Origin of the sequence: Blautia sp. AF17-9LB (assembly GCF_003479185.1) — a bacterium.
GTDB classification, from domain to species: Bacteria; Bacillota; Clostridia; order Lachnospirales; family Lachnospiraceae; genus Fusicatenibacter; species Fusicatenibacter saccharivorans.
This window is the reverse complement of record NZ_QUGU01000003.1, coordinates 169689-185439: the sequence shown is the minus strand read 5'-3', so window position 1 is coordinate 185439 and position 15751 is coordinate 169689. Positions and strand designations below refer to the sequence as shown.

At 49.8% G+C, this 15751-nt stretch carries 14 protein-coding genes; 5 read left to right on the top strand and 9 right to left on the bottom strand.

What is annotated here, in order from left to right; genetic code table 11:
* Positions 1–12: 12 nt before the first annotated feature.
* Positions 13–1446, bottom strand: a complete 1434-nt coding sequence (locus tag DWX00_RS05050) for an acyl-CoA carboxylase subunit beta (RefSeq protein WP_022462330.1) — start codon at positions 1444–1446, stop codon at positions 13–15.
* 270 nt (positions 1447–1716) lie between these two features.
* On the bottom strand, positions 1717–2940 hold the full coding sequence (locus DWX00_RS05045; RefSeq protein ID WP_118594752.1) for a 6-phosphofructokinase: 1224 nt from the start codon (positions 2938–2940) through the stop codon (positions 1717–1719).
* Positions 2941–3208: 268 nt separating this feature from the next.
* Here DWX00_RS05045 and DWX00_RS05040 point away from each other — a divergent pair, with 268 nt between their 5' ends.
* Positions 3209–4591, top strand: a complete 1383-nt coding sequence (locus DWX00_RS05040; protein WP_055226390.1) for an MATE family efflux transporter — start codon at positions 3209–3211, stop codon at positions 4589–4591.
* Here the strand turns inward: DWX00_RS05040 and DWX00_RS05035 are convergent.
* Positions 4576–5811, bottom strand: a complete 1236-nt coding sequence (locus DWX00_RS05035) for a D-alanyl-D-alanine carboxypeptidase family protein (RefSeq protein ID WP_226906314.1) — start codon at positions 5809–5811, stop codon at positions 4576–4578. The two genes, DWX00_RS05040 and DWX00_RS05035, sit on opposite strands and share 16 nt — an antisense overlap.
* 278 nt (positions 5812–6089) lie before the next feature.
* On the opposite strand from DWX00_RS05035, the gene DWX00_RS05030 reads away from it, so the two are divergent.
* The 4 genes from DWX00_RS05030 to DWX00_RS05015 all read left to right on the top strand — a co-directional run bounded on the left by DWX00_RS05030 (position 6090) and on the right by DWX00_RS05015 (position 10487).
* Positions 6090–6629, top strand: coding sequence for a cupin domain-containing protein (locus DWX00_RS05030; protein ID WP_055226534.1), 540 nt, complete (start codon positions 6090–6092; stop codon positions 6627–6629).
* 72 nt (positions 6630–6701) lie between these two features.
* Positions 6702–7775, top strand: a complete 1074-nt coding sequence (locus tag DWX00_RS05025) for an ABC transporter ATP-binding protein (protein WP_117509007.1) — start codon at positions 6702–6704, stop codon at positions 7773–7775.
* Positions 7747–8589, top strand: a complete 843-nt coding sequence (locus DWX00_RS05020) for an ABC transporter permease (protein WP_055218051.1) — start codon at positions 7747–7749, stop codon at positions 8587–8589. Before DWX00_RS05025 ends, DWX00_RS05020 begins: the two co-directional genes overlap by 29 nt.
* A gap of 23 nt (positions 8590–8612) precedes the next feature.
* Positions 8613–10487, top strand: a complete 1875-nt coding sequence (locus DWX00_RS05015; RefSeq protein WP_431834936.1) for an extracellular solute-binding protein — start codon at positions 8613–8615, stop codon at positions 10485–10487.
* A 99-nt stretch (positions 10488–10586) separates the two neighbouring features.
* Here DWX00_RS05015 and DWX00_RS05010 read toward each other — a convergent pair whose 3' ends face one another.
* From DWX00_RS05010 to DWX00_RS04985, 6 genes are read right to left on the bottom strand one after another with little or no spacing between them, the layout of a single operon-like run.
* On the bottom strand, positions 10587–11375 hold the full coding sequence (locus tag DWX00_RS05010) for a zinc dependent phospholipase C family protein (protein ID WP_118594750.1): 789 nt from the start codon (positions 11373–11375) through the stop codon (positions 10587–10589).
* 33 nt (positions 11376–11408) lie between these two features.
* Positions 11409–12032, bottom strand: a complete 624-nt coding sequence (gene scpB / locus DWX00_RS05005) for an SMC-Scp complex subunit ScpB (RefSeq protein ID WP_022462321.1) — start codon at positions 12030–12032, stop codon at positions 11409–11411.
* Positions 12010–12831 carry a segregation and condensation protein A gene (locus DWX00_RS05000; protein WP_118594749.1) on the bottom strand — a complete coding sequence of 274 codons (822 nt, stop codon included), beginning with the start codon at positions 12829–12831 and terminating at the stop codon, positions 12010–12012. The genes scpB and DWX00_RS05000 overlap by 23 nt, the downstream gene beginning before the upstream one ends.
* Positions 12832–12846: 15 nt before the next feature.
* On the bottom strand, positions 12847–13647 hold the full coding sequence (locus DWX00_RS04995) for a metallophosphoesterase (protein WP_158578756.1): 801 nt from the start codon (positions 13645–13647) through the stop codon (positions 12847–12849).
* 53 nt (positions 13648–13700) lie between these two features.
* Positions 13701–14435: a ribonuclease H1 domain-containing protein gene (locus DWX00_RS04990; RefSeq protein WP_022462318.1), complete on the bottom strand. Its 735-nt coding sequence runs from the start codon at positions 14433–14435 to the stop codon at positions 13701–13703.
* A gap of 33 nt (positions 14436–14468) precedes the next feature.
* On the bottom strand, positions 14469–15737 hold the full coding sequence (locus DWX00_RS04985) for a D-alanyl-D-alanine carboxypeptidase family protein (protein ID WP_243037961.1): 1269 nt from the start codon (positions 15735–15737) through the stop codon (positions 14469–14471).
* Positions 15738–15751 lie beyond the last annotated feature (14 nt).

The window sequence follows — 15751 nt, the reverse complement described above, 5'->3', positions numbered from 1 at the left end:
ATGCCACCTTCCTTAGACTGTTCCGTGTTTTCTGTCCGGTCTGTCTTCTCTCTTGGTATACAGCATCTCGAATGCGCCGATAACATATTTTCTGGTGTCTTCCGGCTCGATGATGGTGTCCACATAGCCTCTTCTGGCTGCGGAAGTTACATTGTTCTGAAGGGTTGCATATTCAGCTGCTTTCTCGTTGATGGTAGCAGCGTCAGATCCTTCGTACATGATCTTTGCTGCAGATTTTGCATCCATCATTCCGATTTCTGCGTTCGGCCATGCAAATACCATGTCTGCTCCGATGGATTTGCTGTTCATGACAACGTATGCGCTTCCGTATGCTTTGCCGACAACAACGTTTACTTTCGGAACGGTTGCGTTTGCGAAAGCTGCGGTCAGGGCTGCTGCGTTCTTAGCCATGGTTCTCTCAGAGCATTTGGTTGCCTTGAATCCGGTTACGTTTGTGATGGTAAGTACCGGGATGCAGAAAGCATCGCAGAAGTTTACGAAATCTGCTGCTTTTTTGGCTCCTCTTGCGCTTAAGGTTCCATCCATTTTCTCTTTTACAGTTCCGTCCTCGCCGTAGATTTCAGAGCGGTTTGCAACTGCTCCTACGGTTGCTCCGTTTAACTGGATGAATGCGGTTACAACATCTTTTCCGTAAGCGGCTTTGGTCTCAAAATAGATGCCGTTGTCGCTGAGCTGGGAAAGAAGGATTCCGGTATCGCCTGCGCAGTTTGCAAGGTCTGCACATGCACGGTTCAGATCATCCTCGCACTCGGTGTATGCTTCGTCCTCGTTGTTTGCCGGAAGCATAGATACCAGGTTTCTGATCTGTCCGAGGATTTCTTCCTCGGTTCCAGCAAAGTCAACAAGACCTGCTTCTTCGCCCTGGAAATCTGCGGATGCGGTATCACATTTGGATACGTGGTTTCCGTCCAGTGCGTTCGGGGAGTTTACGAAAAGTTTTCCGTTTTTAGACTCCATGAACGTGAAGTCTGTCATAGCCGGGATGAGTGCCATACCGCCGCCGCAGGTACCAAATACTGCTGTGATCTGTGGAATCACGCCGGATGCCATTGCCTGCGCCATATAGATTTCGCCGAAACCGTTCAGAGCATCAGTTGCCTCCTGCAGACGCATACCGGCACAGTCTACCAGTCCGATGACCGGAGCACCTGTTTTCTGTGCAAACTCATACAGTCTCGCGATTTTTTTTGCATGCATTTCGCCGATGGTACCGCCCATCACAGACGCATCCTGGCTGTATACGTATACCAGGCTGCCGTTGATCACACCGTAACCAGTAATTACACCATCGGATGGTGTCTCCATGCCGGCCATGTTGAAATCTGTGCTTCTGGCAGTAACCTGTCCGCCGATTTCCACAAAGCTGTTTTCATCCAGCAAAGAGGCGATTCTTGTGCTCGCTAAACTTTGTGCTGTGTTACTCATTCTTCAAACCTCCATCTTTCTATTTTCATTATAAAATTTTAAACAAATTTTATACAAGTCTATCATATCTGTTTTTTCGTTTTTTTTCAATACTTTTTCTCACCTTTTTGACAGAAAATAGACAGAAAAATTTCAGATTTTTCCTATTATAAATGGAAGGTCAAACTTGATTTTTCCCGGCCTTTCCTTTTTCAAAAAGTCCTGTTTTCTTTCCGCATCGTACAAAAAAGCCGCCCGGCGGCGGCTTTTCTTACACGTTTTTCCTTCGGTTTAATATAGTTCAATGTGAACCGGAATTCCATTCTCATACTGCATCGCCGGTTCGCCAAGAATCAGCGGACGAAGATACGCCATCATCTCCTCGGTCACATCATGACCATCTTCTGTAATCCAGGAAAGCGGCACTTTCTTTTCTTTATTTGCCACTTCCGATACCGGAACGGAGGTATACTCCACGCGGTAAGGATCCGCGGAGATTCTTCGGATCGATGCCATCTGTCCTCCCTGTTTTTCCAGTGCACACTGGCAGGCTTTCATGCCGAGCATACGGGACTCCTCAAGATCGGTCGCACTCGCAAGATGAGCCGCGCACCGCTGCATCAGGTTCAGTTCAATCGATCTTACCTTACAGCCGATACGGTCACGCACCAGCTCTTCGAGTACTTTTGCAGAACCTGCAATGTAGCTGTGCCCAAACTGATCCTGTGCATCGCTCTGCACCTGCTCAGAAACATAGCGGCCCTCGCTGTCATGGATGCCCTCGCTGATTGCAACCAGAACACTGTCCTTCTGTTCCAGTTTTTCCTGCACATCCTTTAAAAACTGTTCGGTGTCAAAGACCGGCTCGCAAAGATAGATCAGGCTCGGCCCTTCTCCGCCGTTGACACGGGACAGTGCAGACGCTGCCGTCAGCCATCCTGCGTTTCTTCCCATGACCTCCACGATGGTCACAGCCTTCTTTTCATATACATGGCAGTCTCTCTCCAGCTCTGCAAAGGTTGCTGCCAGATATTTTGCCGCAGATCCAAAGCCCGGGCAGTGATCCGTTTCGACAAGATCATTGTCAATCGTCTTTGGCGCCCCGACAACAAACACATCGTCCACACCGTTTTCTTTGCAGTACTTTGACATCTTGTCTACGGTATCCATCGAATCATTTCCGCCGATATAAATAAAATAACGGATCTCATGTCTGCGAAAAATTTGAAGTATTTCTTCAAAATCCTCCTTGTTTTCTTCCGGATCGCCCAGTTTATAACGACAGGAGCCAAGCGCTGCTGCCGGGGTCTGCATCAGAAGAGAGATTTTTTCTGCTGAATCCAGTTTTTGTCCAAGATCAAGAAATTTTTCTGCAAGCACGCCTTCAATTCCATTTACCGCACCATAAATATGATCTACTTTTCCGGACAGTACAGCACAGGAAACAACTCCTGCCACCGTTGCATTGATCGCCGCGGTCGGTCCGCCAGACTGCGCTACTAACAGATTTCGCATATGATTTTCCTCCATCTATTCCCACTACTTTCTAAAAGTTTTTCACGAAATCACTTTCGCTTCGTCCTATAGCGTACCATATTTTTTTTCTTCCGTACACCCTGTTTTGCGTTTCCGGGAAAAGCCTGTAGACTTTCACAACGGATTGCAAAGTTTTTCGTTTTTTTCTTGCAGGATTGCCCTTAAAAAGCTATAATAGAAGCAATGTCCACGAAAAGGACGCAGAAAAATATACGTTTCATCAACAAAAAAACTGGAGGTTTTTTTCATGCAGACCAAGCAAGATGGCCGTCTCGGCACCGAAAAAATCGGGAAACTGATGCTCGAACTGGCCCTTCCCTCTGTCCTCGCACAGATTGTAAATGTACTATATAACATTGTAGACCGCATTTATATCGGCCGGATTCCTGATGTTGGTTCCCTGGCACTGACCGGTGTCGGCGTCACGTTTCCGATTATCACAATCATCTCCGCCTTTGCCGGATTCGCAAGTGGAGGCGGTGCTCCTCTTGCCGCCATCGCACTCGGACAGAAAAACCGGGACCGCGCAGAAAAAATTCTTGGAAGCTCCACTTCCCTGCTGCTCTTTTTCTCCGTGTGTCTGATGGCGTTTTTCTTTTTCTTTCAGACACCGCTTCTGTACCTCTTTGGTGCAAGCAGCAACACAATCCGATACGCTTCCACGTATATTTCCATTTATCTTGTCGGAACCGTATTTGTCGAGCTGGCTGTCGGATTGAATACTTTTATCAGCTGTCAGGGACACGCACGCACGGCCATGTGCTCCGTTCTCATTGGCGCTGTTATCAACATTGGTCTTGACCCGGTTTTCATCTTCGTTCTTCATATGGGTGTTTCCGGGGCCGCACTTGCTACCATTCTCTCCCAGGCTTTAAGTGCTGCATGGGTTCTTCGGTTTCTTACCTCAAAAAAATCAGGTGTCCGCCTTTCTCTTCGCACCATGAAACCGGATTTTTCCATTTTAGGCTCTGTCATGGCACTCGGCATCTCACCATTTATCATGTCTGCAACGGAAAGTGCCATCACAATCGTCATGAACCACGGGCTACAGACGTACGGCGGCGACCTCTATGTCGGCTCGATGACAATTCTCCAGTCGGTGCTGCAGCTGATTTTCGTACCGGTCAACGGCTTTACGAACGGTGTACAGCCGATCATCAGCTACAACTTTGGTGCAGGCCAGTTTGACCGTGTCCGCCAGACAATCCGGCGCATGATCGCCATTACTTTTACTGCCGCTTTCGTCTACGTTGTATTCGCAATGCTTCGTCCGGCTCTTTTTGCCGGTCTTTTCACGACTGACCCGGAACTGATTGTCATCGTAGAGAAGGTACTTCCGGTTTACATTGCCGGCATGGCAATTTTCGGACTGCAGAGCGGCGTACAGAGTTCCTTCCTCGGTCTTGGCCAGGCGAAGATTTCTCTTTTTATTGCACTGCTTCGAAAAGTCATCCTTCTGATTCCGCTTGCACTCATTCTGCCGCATTTCTTCGGTGTCATGGGCGTTTACTATGCAGAACCGATCGCTGATGTATGTTCTGTTATCACTGCCGTTACGCTGTTTCTCTGCAATATCCGGAAAATTCTTTCAACAGAAACACTTGCAAAAGTGACTCATACCGAAGAATGACAAAAGAGGCGCTCTGCGACCTTTTCCATGCACCACCCATAATCAATTTTCTCGATCGTTTCGGCTGCATAGACGGGATATTCCGCGAGAAGAATCCCGTCGATCGAATACGTAACCGAACCGACCTTTTCTCCTTTCTTTACCGGGGCTTTCAAAAGCTCCGGTAAAAAAATGTCTTTTTCCGGTATTTCTGTCTCTTTCAGAAGAGCGGGAAGCGAGCGCGCCGGATCAAGCGCCGGGCTTGTAAGGGTAAGGCGGGCGCTGCTTTTTACCTGCAGCATCCCGTCGTAAACACCGTCTGCTACTTCAATCTGCCCTGGGTTCCAGCTATGGTCCAGCACGTCACGATACATATACGATTCCAGCCCGTAGTTTAAAAGCTTTGCGGCATCCGCCCATTTATAGTTTTTATGGCTGGGCCATCCGCACGCAAGCAACGACACAATCAGACGCTTTCCATCCCGCTCCAGCGCACCGGTATAACAGTAACCGGCTTTTGCCGTGAAGCCGGTTTTTCCCGAAACAGCTCCATCCATCTGATCCAGCAGTGCGTTGTGATTATAGCAGTTGAACATGTTTTTCTTTTCCAGATCCCAGAAGGTATAGGACCGCGTCTGCGTCACTGCGAGAAACTGGGCGGCTTTCGGTGAAATCCAGACACAGTATCGCATGATCCGTGCCAGATCAGCTGCTGTCGTGTGGTGATCTCCGCCTGCGTCAGAAGCATCGAGACCGTTCGGCGTCACAAAATGCGTATCTGTGCAGCCGATTGCTGCGGCTTTTTCATTCATAAGCGATGCAAATTCCTCTACACTTCCGCCGATGGTCTCTGCAATCATTACCGCCGCGTCGTTATGCGATTCCAGCATCAGGGAATACAGAAGATCGCCAAGCAGAAACTGTTCTCCCTCCCGCACACCGAGATGTACTTTCGGCGCTGCGGCTGCTTTAGCCGATGCAGTTGCGACCGTCTGCTCTTGTCCGTTTTCCAGTGCCAGAATGCATGTCATGATTTTCGTTGTGCTCGCCATTGCCATAGGATCTGTCTCGCGTTTTCCGAACAGCACACGGCCGGTATCGCCATCCATCAGGCATGCCGCCGTTGCAAACAGCTGATTCGGCTCGCTCTCCTGCTCTGTCGCAGTCACGGACACACTTCCCAAAAACAGAAGCAGGATTCCCAGGAAAAAACCTGTCTTGTTTCTTCTTTTTCTGTTCAAAATCAGATCCCCCTTGTGTTTTTTCTCTTTAAAAACGGAAAAGCCGGACGCTCTTTTGGGACCGGCTTTTTGTCTGCTTCTTCTTCATTATATGAGGTTTCCTGCAAAATCATGGTAAAATTTCACAAAGTTATTGACACTGCGATCCATATCATGTATAATTCCCCGTGTTTGTATAGAATCACTAAACTTTTTGTTTATTTTTACTGAGATTTCCTGAGAATCCGTATTCAGCAAAAGGATCCCGGGAAAGACTTTGGATGCAGAAAGGATTTTTTATGGAAATCGGAAAAAAAATCAGGGAACTGCGGATGTGGAAAGGGCTGACGCAGGAGGAACTGGCAGATCGGAGCGAGCTGTCAAAGGGATTTATTTCCCAGCTTGAAAACGATGTGACCTCTCCCTCGATCGCCACGCTGGTTGATGTTCTTACCTGCCTTGGAACGGATCTAAAAACGTTTTTCGGCGAAGAGCAGGACAATCAGGTTGTCTTTTGCGAAGAAGATTACTTTGTAAAGACCGCTGAAGCGCAGGGCAACGAGATCGCATGGATCGTTCCGAATGCACAGAAAAACAGGATGGAGCCAATCCGGCTGACGCTGCAAAGCGGCGCGTGCACCGAGATTGATTCACCGCATGAAGGCGAGGAATTCGGCTATGTACTTTCCGGCCGTATTCTCCTTCATCTTGGAGATGAATGCCACAAAGTGAAGAAAGGGGAAAGCTTCTACTATCCCGCTTCCTGTAATCACTATCTGGAAAATCCGGGTAAAACACCGGCCATCATTCTCTGGGTCAGTTCACCGCCTTATTTTTAGATTTTTTACATCGCGTGATTTTCACGAGAAACGGTGTTCCAAATTTCACAACCCGAAAGGAGCATATTACACATGAGTACCAAATTACTTGATCTGGTCAACATCACAAAATCGTACGACGGAGTTACCATTCTGGATGATCTGAATCTTTATATCCGTGAAAACGAATTTCTTACCCTCCTTGGCCCGAGCGGCTGCGGAAAAACAACCACATTACGTATCCTCGGCGGTTTTGAGACACCGGATGCCGGAAAGGTTTTATTTAACGGACAGGATATCACCCAGCTTCCGCCGAACAAACGCCAGTTAAATACGGTGTTCCAGAAATATGCTCTTTTCACGCATATGACAATTGCGGAAAACATTGCTTTCGGGCTGAAAATCAAAGGAAAATCCAAAGCATATATCGATGACAAAATCAAATACGCATTAAAACTTGTTAACCTTGAGGGTTACGAAAACCGCTCCCCGGCGCTTCTCTCCGGCGGCCAGCAGCAGCGAATCGCCATTGCGCGCGCGATTGTCAACGAACCAAAAGTTCTGCTTCTGGATGAGCCGCTCGGCGCACTTGACTTAAAGCTCCGTCAGGATATGCAGTACGAGTTGATCCGTCTGAAAAACGAGCTTGGTATCACCTTTGTCTATGTCACCCATGATCAGGAAGAGGCGCTTACTATGTCGGACACGATTGTTGTCATGAACCAGGGTTATATCCAGCAGATCGGCACACCGGAAGACATCTACAATGAGCCGCAGAACGCATTCGTTGCAGACTTCATCGGTGACAGCAACATTCTCGACGGCATCATGATTGAGGACCGTCTCGTCGAGATTCTCGGTGCGAAGTTCGAGTGCGTTGATGTCGGATTCGGCAAAAACAAACCGATCGACGTTGTGATCCGCCCGGAGGATATTGATCTTGTGAAGCCGGAGGAAGGTACCATCCGCGGACGTGTCACCCATCTGATTTTCAAAGGTGTTCACTATGAGATGGAGGTTACGGTGAACGGCTTTGAGCTTCTCGTTCACTCTACCGATCTGTTCCCGGTCGGACAGGAAGTCGGCATTCACGTCGATCCGTTCGATATCCAGATTATGAACAAACCGGAATCCGAAGATGAGGAGGCGGCAGCCATTGAAGAGTAATAAATTAAAGAAATGGCTGGCAGCACCGTATGCCGTCTGGGCTGCCGGTTTCATCATCATCCCGCTGATCCTGATTCTCTACTATGCGTTCACCGGGGAAGAAGGCGGCTTTACCCTTTCGAATTTCGCCTACGTTGCGACGAAGGAAAACATCAAGGCACTCGGCCTGGCGCTGTGGCTGTCGCTTCTTAGCACCGCGCTCTGTCTTTTGCTTGCCTATCCGCTTGCCATGATTCTGGCAAACCGGAATGTCAATCAGACCAGCTTTATTGTGCTGATCTTCATTCTCCCGATGTGGATGAATTTTCTGCTCCGTACGCTTGCATGGCAGACACTGCTTGAGAAAAACGGCGTCATCAACAGCATCCTCGCGTTTTTCCATCTGCCCGGCATTTCTATCATCAATACACCGGGAGCGATCATTCTCGGTATGGTGTACAACTTCCTGCCGTTTATGGTTCTGCCGATCTACAATGTTCTGATTAAGATCGACCGTGATGTCATCAACGCAGCAAGGGACCTCGGAGCAAACAGTGTGCAGACGTTTCTGAAAGTAACGCTGCCGCTCACCACGCCGGGTATCGTAAGCGGTATTACCATGGTATTCATCCCGGCGCTTACAACCTTTGTTATTTCCGACCTGCTCGGCGGAAGCAAGATCCTTCTGATCGGAAACGTCATCGAGCAGGAGTTCAAACAGACCAACAACTGGAATGCCGGAAGTGCACTCTCCACAGTCCTGATGATCTTCATCATCCTGTCGATGGTTCTGATGAACAAATACGATAAAGACGGGGAGGGAACGGCATTTTGAGAAAGAAACTGGAAAAAATTTACATGGCACTCATTTTTATTCTTCTGTATGCGCCGATTGTCACCCTTGTGGTGCTCTCCTTTAATGATTCAAAAACGCGTGCCAAATGGGGCGGCTTTACCCTGCACTGGTACCGCTCACTGTTTGCCAATACAGAGATCATGAATGCGCTGTATACGACACTGATCATCGCGCTTCTTGCCTCTGCGATTGCGACTGTGCTGGGAACGCTTGCGTGCATCGGCATCAACAGCATGTCGAAAAAGAGCCGGACGGTTTTCATGGGCATCACCAATATTCCGATGCTGAACGGTGAGATCGTCATGGGTATCTCGTTGATGCTGCTCTTTATCATCTGCCGCATTCAGCTTGGATTCGGTACCATTCTGATGGCACATATTACGTTCAATGTTCCTTACGTTATCTTGAGCGTTATGCCGAAATTAAAGCAGACGAACAAATCGACGTACGAGGCAGCTCTCGATCTTGGTGCCTCTCCGCTGTATGCATTCTGGAAAGTTATCTTCCCGGACATCATGCCAGGCGTTGTTTCGGGCTTTCTGCTCTCCTTTACGATGTCCCTCGATGATTTCGTTATCACCTACTTCACCAAGGGACCGGGCGTTGATACGCTCTCCACAAAGATTTATGCCGAAGTCCGCAAGGGAATCAAGCCGGAGATGTACTCGCTCTCCACGATTCTTTTTGTTACCGTACTGCTTCTGCTGCTCCTTGTGAATGTGAATCCTTCTCCGAAGGAAGAAAAAGAGGAGGCAAAAGAGCGCGAGGCTATGGCGAAGAAGGGCATCCGTTTCCGCATCACGAAACGTGTGGTCTTCCGCCGGATTCTTCCGATCGCCATGGTGCTTGTCATCGGCGGCGGCGGTATTTACTACGGAAGCCAGAATGCTTCAGCCGGCGGCTCCCAGCAGCTGATTGTGTACAACTGGGGCGAATATATGGATTCTGATGTCATCGATATCTTTGAGGAAGAAACCGGTATCCACGTTGTTTACGAGGAGTATGAGACGAACGAAATCATGTATCCGAAGATCAAATCCGGTGCGATTTCCTACGATCTTGTCTGCCCGTCCGACTATATGATTCAGAAGATGATCCAGAACGATCTGCTGCAGCCGATCAACTTTGACCATATTCCGAACGCTTCCAACATTGGAGATATGTACTACGAGACTTCCGAGCAGTTCGACCCGGGCAATCTCTACTCGATCCCGTACTGCTGGGGAACAGTTGGTATTCTGTACAACAAAAAAATGGTAAGCGAGCCGATCGACTCCTGGTCTGTTCTGTGGGATACCAATTACCGCGACAGCATTCTGATGCAGGACAGCGTGCGCGATGCGTTTGCTGTTGCTTTAAAGGATCTGGGATACTCCTTAAACTCCACCAATATCAAGGAGCTGACGGAGGCGAAGGATCTGCTTGTGACACAGAAACCTCTCGTGCAGGCGTACGTTGTGGATCAGGTGCGTGACAAGATGATCGGAAATGAGGCGGCTATCGGCGTTATTTACTCCGGTGAAGCTATCTACACGAAGCGTGAAAACCCGGATCTGGAATACGTTGTTCCAAAAGAAGGCTCCAACGTCTGGATCGATTCCTGGTGCATTCCAAAAGATGCGCAGCATGTCGAGAACGCAGAGAAATTCCTGAATTTCCTCTGCCGGCCGGACATCGCACTGAAAAACTTTGAGTATATTACCTACTCTACGCCGAATGATGCGGCGCGTGAACTGATTGAGGATGACGATATCCGAAACAGTGAAATCGCCTTCCCGGATGAGGAAACGCTTGCACGGTGCGAAACCTTTACGTATCTTGGCGATGATGCCGATGAGGTTTACAACCAGCTGTGGCGTGAAGTAAAATCAAATTAAAGATCTGCTTTCGGACAAAAAAAGATCCCGGTCAGGAATTCTTAGGAAAGATTCCTGCCGGGATTTTTCTATTCTTACTGTTGCTCTCAAAAGTCTGTTTTAATCAAAATTGTGGTCAAAGCGCGGGGAAAGCGTTCCGTTTCCATGGAGCACTTCATCCAGCTTTACAAGCTCCTGCGGCGCCTCTGCAAGCGCTCTTTCGTACAGGTGGACAAGATTCCGTGTGCCCGCTTCGCATTCCTTCTGAGGCCTTCCAGGCATCACACGGCCGCCCATCGAATCATAGCAGCCGACCAGTTTCATCGCTCCAAGAAGAAGGCTTCTTACCGCACTGCTGCGGCAGATCGTGATTCTCGTCCAGAGCTTCATGCCCTTCAGGCATTCGACAATTTCTGTTTCCCCGATTTCCGGAAAACAGCGGTGGATGACCTTGTTGCCGTCGGTGTGCGGGCAGATCGGCGATGCCGGACGGTATACGAGCGGATCGAGGCCGTCCTCCAGCATGAAGTACTGGTCAAGGCTCGTCTCAATCTTTGTATGGGAAATTCCAGTGTGATCCACAAATTTCCCGATATACGGATGACACGTCGAATCGAGAAGGTAATGGCAGGCAAAGCCTAACAGATACGCTTCCATCGCCTCTGACGGGCTCTGCTGATACTTTTTCACCTCATCATCGAACAGAACGGAAGCCGTCTGTTCATGCAGAAACGTTCCGTAATCAGACACACGGTTTTTCGAGAACGGATGGTAATAAAAGAAGATATCCGGCCCGTGCAGTCCGATCAGATACAATTTTTTGTTTTCTCGAATGATCTTTTTCAAATTTGCCGGAAGCTGTTCATAGACTTCTCTTCCGAACCTGTCGTGTGCGTACGTAGTAGGCATATCGGTATCTCCCTTCTTTTTTCTCCTGCCGGATCAGACATCCAGCTTGATCTGCATTTCCTCTTCCACTTCTGCGCGGAAGTCCTCCATCTTGACCGGACTGATCTCCGGCAGATTGTCGGTGGAATCGACGCCGAAGTTCCGCAGGAATTCTTCGGTCGTGCCGAACACAATCGGGCGGCCCGGCGCGTCGAGGCGGCCAAGCTCCTGCACCAGATTGTACTCCACCAGTTTGTTGACCGCGTGATCGCTCTTGACGCCGCGGATCTTGTCGATCTCCTGCTTCGTGACCGGCTGCTTGTAGGCAATGATCGAGAGGGTCTCCATCATGACGTCGGTCAGAACCGCCTTCTTCGGCTGCATGGCGATGTTGACAAGATAATCATAATATTCCTGTTTCGTGCACATCTGATACGCATTTTCAAGCTCCACGATATGGATGCCGCGGTCTTTCGTATTATATTTTTCCATCATATGGTTCAGAATCCTGCGGGTCGTCTCCGTGTCATGGCCGATCGCTTTTGCAATCCTTCCCAGCTCCACGGAATCTCCCATCGCAAAAAGGACTGCCTCGATGGCTGCTTCCGCCTCCTCGACCGAAGAGGGGCGTCTTGCCTCACCCGGGGCAGTTTCTTTATTCCTGTTCTGTTCTTCCATCTGTCTTGTCCTCACTGTCTGTCTCGTCTGTATACGGCACAACTACGGTGTCTTCATCCTCCAGGGATTCAATCAGGATATCCCCGAAAAGCTCCTCCTGGCTGATCCGGATTTTGCCGGTTTTCATCAGCTCCAGGATTGCAAGGAAGGTGACAATCACATGCACCTTGCCCGGCTGGGATTCCAAAAGGTCGCGGAAGCTGAAGCGGCGTTTTTTAACAGCAAACTGCTCGACATACGTCATCTTGTCCGGCAGGCTGACCTCTTCTTTTTCGATCTTTCCGAACTTGCTTCGGATCGGGTCGATCTTGTCCTCCTGGCGCTTTAAAATCATTTTATAGATCGTATGGAGCTTCGCGAGAGAAATCTGCGAGAGGAGCTCGGAGGTGTCGACCGGCGTCCTGTACTCCAGCACTTCTCTTGGAAGCGTCGGTTCCTTGTACACGGAACGGCTCGCCTCGTTCATGCGGTCACGCAGCTCGTACGACATGTACTTGTACATTTTGTACTCTAAAAGCTGCTGCACCAGCTCGGCTCTCGGGTCCTCTTCCTCGCCTTCCTCATTCACTTCTTTCGGAAGCAGCATGCGGCATTTGATATCCAGAAGCGTCGCCGCCATGACCATGAACTCGCTCATGATGTCGAGGTCTTCCCGCTCCATATGATGAATGTATTCCAGATACTGGTCCGTAATCTCTACAATGGGGATATCGTAAATATCTATTTTGTTTTTATCGATCAGGTGAAGAAGAAGGTCCAGCGGTCCTTCAAACACCGGAAGCTTTACTGGTATCGCCATGTGCTCTGTTCTCCCTTACGGTTTCCCGATATCTGTAATAATCAATTCTCTTCTGTTCCAGATGCGGACCGGAATGGTGTGTTCGCCCGTTCCTGCACTGATGATCTGGCAGGTGCCGCCCGTCAGGAACAGCCCGCGGCAGTTTTTCGAAAAAAGGCGGAAATCCGGCGTCACAAGCCCCCGGTGCGCGCCAAGGCCCACCACGCCGCCGTGATAATGGCCGGAAAGCGTCAGATCGACTCCATATGATGCATAGGAGCTGCGGTAGGCAGGGTGATGCGCCAGCAGAATGCCGTAGTGCGCCGGATCCGGTTTTCCAAGGTTGTCCGTCAGTTCCGAAACCGGCAGCGGTCCGCGGTAAAAGCGGTTGTAATAGGTGCGGTCCATGGCATAGCCGTAGATCCGGACCGGACAGCCGCTGATGGTAAGATCCGCCGTCTCATTTTCCAGATAGCAGATTCCTGCCTTTTTCAGGCGCTCCCGGAGCTTTTCATACAGATCACCGTACTGTTCCGGATACAGCTTCAGACGGTATTCGTGGTTTCCGCAGCCATAGATTACCTGGTATTCCTCCGCAAGACGTTCCGCGAAACTCAGACCCGGGTCGAGGTTCTCCCCCGGCTTTGCCACAATCTGGTCCCCGCCGATGATGACAAGATCCGGAGCCGCCTCATCGATGACTGCCTTTAACACCGTGTTGTCCGGGCCAAACTCCATATTGTGAAGATCACTGATAAACGCCAGACGAAAACCGTTTCCTTCCGGAAATTTTCCGTTTGACGAAAGTTTGTAATAGGTCGTTGTAAATTTTCTCATATCGTTCATTATACTTGATTTTTCGGTGTATGACAACCCGTTTTCCCTGCTGTTTATAAGCCCAGTGCCTGTTTTGCCAGCTGATCGGCTTTTTCGTTGTAGGTGACGCCGGTGTGGCCCTTTACTTTGCAGAAGCGGATCGCAACTTTGGCCGATGCCAGATCGTAAAAATTCCGGTAATCGATGGTTCCCTGTTTTTTCGCCTGCCATTCTCTCGTACACCAGCTTGCGATTCCCTGGTAATCGTGATAGATGGCCAGCTCCGGAATATCATGTGTCAGGCAGTAAGCCATGGCCAGCTCTGCGCCCTTGATCTCGCCTGCCACATTCCGCATGGAGACGAGATCCGGGTCGCTGTATTCTTCTGCAAGATTCAACTCTTTTCCGTCCAGGAAGAGGACCACACCGCAGGAGAACTTTCCGAGCGCATGCTGATAGCTTCCATCCACGTATGCGACGGCGCTCCTGCCGACACCGGCGTATTCCGGGTCTTCGCATGGTTTTTCCGCCAGAATCAGGTGTTCCCAGTCCCAAGAAGAAGGATCGGGTGCTGCCGTGCTCTGTACTGCCTTTCGTTCCGGGGCAGCGAAATACGTTCCTTTTGTTTCCCGCAGCAATGGTTCCGGCATTTTACCGCCGCCCAGAAAGGCCTCTGCCTCCTCCAGACGCTCAAATCCCTTGTAAATTGCGCCAGGATAACCGTGTACCTGCGCTTTGCACGCATCCCATGTCCGGTAGATGCCCGGAACCTTTCCCTGTTTTACCGCATAGTAATTTTTCTTTGCCATGTTTTTCTCCTTTTCGCGCATGATACTCCGGCTTTATGCCGTCCCAAGAAAATATTGTTTCATCGTACATCCGAACAGATCCCACATGCCGGCTCTTGCCACGTCTGCTCCATATAAAATCGCAACGGAACCAAGTTCCTCACCGTCTGCTTTGTAAACAACTCTTCCGGCACACTCGCCTTTCTGGATAGGGGCCTGCACCTCTTCCGGCAGTTCCATCGTTTTTTCCACTTCACCAATCACCGTCCCGCCCGTCGTAAGATAGCGGAATTCTTCCGCATATTCCAGTTCTGCCGTATCCTGCTTTCCGTAAACAACCGAAAGTTCCGGCAGGAGATCACGTTCCCGGTCTATGTAGATGCTGCAGGACGAAAACCCATACTGGAACAGTGACGCTGCATCTGCAAACCGCACCTTGTAGTCCGGTGCTCCCATCACGACTGCCAGCATCGTCAGATCATTTTTCTTCGCCACTGCCGAGACGCAGTACTTCGCCTTCGAGGTGCTTCCTGTTTTCAGTCCCACACAGCCCTCATAGCCGCGGATCAGCTTATTTGTATTGGTGAGGGTGAATGGTTTGCTTCCCTTCTGTGTGACATGCGTAATCTCTTCCATCCAGATAGAGGAATAGTTCAGGATCTGCGGAAAGCGCTCGATCAGCTCCCGAGACATTTTCGCCACATCTGCCGCTGTCGTGTAATGGCCGTCGGAATCCGTGAGGCCGCAGCAGTCCTCAAACTTCGTGTCGTTCATGCCGAGTTCTTTTGCTTTCTGGTTCATCCGGCTGACGAACTCGCTTTCTGTCCCCGCAATATGCTCTGCCATCGCTACAGATGCATCGTTTCCCGAAGCAACGACAATACACTTGATCATCGTCTCAACGGTCTGCTTTTCGCCCTCTTCCAGAAAAACCTGGGACCCGCCCATACTTCTGGCGTGCGCACTCGTCGTCACTTCGTCGGTCAGCTGGAGCGTCCCTTTTTCGAGCTCTTCAAAAATCAGCAGCAGCGTCATGATTTTTGTGATGCTCGCCGGGCTTCGCTGTTCCGACGCATTTTTCTCGTACAGAACAGTTCCGGTCTGTGCCTCCATCAAAAGAACAGACGGCGAAGCCAGCCCAAGGTCCGTTGTCATCTCCGGTGCTGTCTCCTCCGTCTCTTCTGTTTTCTGTTCCGTTGTTTCGTTCTGCTGCTTGTCGGAAGATTCTCCATTCTGCTCTGCCGCAATCACTTTCAAGGGCGCTGCAAGAAGCGCCAGGATCATCAGCAGGCTCCAGACGATATTTCGTGTTCTTCTCTTCATATTCCCCCGAAACA

Excerpts from the sequence above, each read along its gene's own strand:
- DWX00_RS05050 (WP_022462330.1), bottom strand. The coding sequence starts at position 1,446 with ATGAGTAACACAGCACAAAGTTTAGCGAGCACAAGAATCGCCTCTTTG.
- DWX00_RS05045 (WP_118594752.1), bottom strand. The coding sequence starts at position 2,940 with ATGCGAAATCTGTTAGTAGCGCAGTCTGGCGGACCGACCGCGGCGATC.
- DWX00_RS05040 (WP_055226390.1), top strand. The coding sequence starts at position 3,209 with ATGCAGACCAAGCAAGATGGCCGTCTCGGCACCGAAAAAATCGGGAAA.
- DWX00_RS05030 (WP_055226534.1), top strand. The coding sequence starts at position 6,090 with ATGGAAATCGGAAAAAAAATCAGGGAACTGCGGATGTGGAAAGGGCTG.
- DWX00_RS05025 (WP_117509007.1), top strand. The coding sequence starts at position 6,702 with ATGAGTACCAAATTACTTGATCTGGTCAACATCACAAAATCGTACGAC.
- DWX00_RS05020 (WP_055218051.1), top strand. The coding sequence starts at position 7,747 with ATGAGGAGGCGGCAGCCATTGAAGAGTAATAAATTAAAGAAATGGCTG.
- DWX00_RS05015 (WP_431834936.1), top strand. The coding sequence starts at position 8,613 with ATGGCACTCATTTTTATTCTTCTGTATGCGCCGATTGTCACCCTTGTG.
- DWX00_RS05010 (WP_118594750.1), bottom strand. The coding sequence starts at position 11,375 with ATGCCTACTACGTACGCACACGACAGGTTCGGAAGAGAAGTCTATGAA.
- scpB (WP_022462321.1), bottom strand. The coding sequence starts at position 12,032 with ATGGAAGAACAGAACAGGAATAAAGAAACTGCCCCGGGTGAGGCAAGA.
- DWX00_RS05000 (WP_118594749.1), bottom strand. The coding sequence starts at position 12,831 with ATGGCGATACCAGTAAAGCTTCCGGTGTTTGAAGGACCGCTGGACCTT.
- DWX00_RS04995 (WP_158578756.1), bottom strand. The coding sequence starts at position 13,647 with ATGAGAAAATTTACAACGACCTATTACAAACTTTCGTCAAACGGAAAA.
- DWX00_RS04990 (WP_022462318.1), bottom strand. The coding sequence starts at position 14,435 with ATGGCAAAGAAAAATTACTATGCGGTAAAACAGGGAAAGGTTCCGGGC.
- DWX00_RS04985 (WP_243037961.1), bottom strand. The coding sequence starts at position 15,737 with ATGAAGAGAAGAACACGAAATATCGTCTGGAGCCTGCTGATGATCCTG.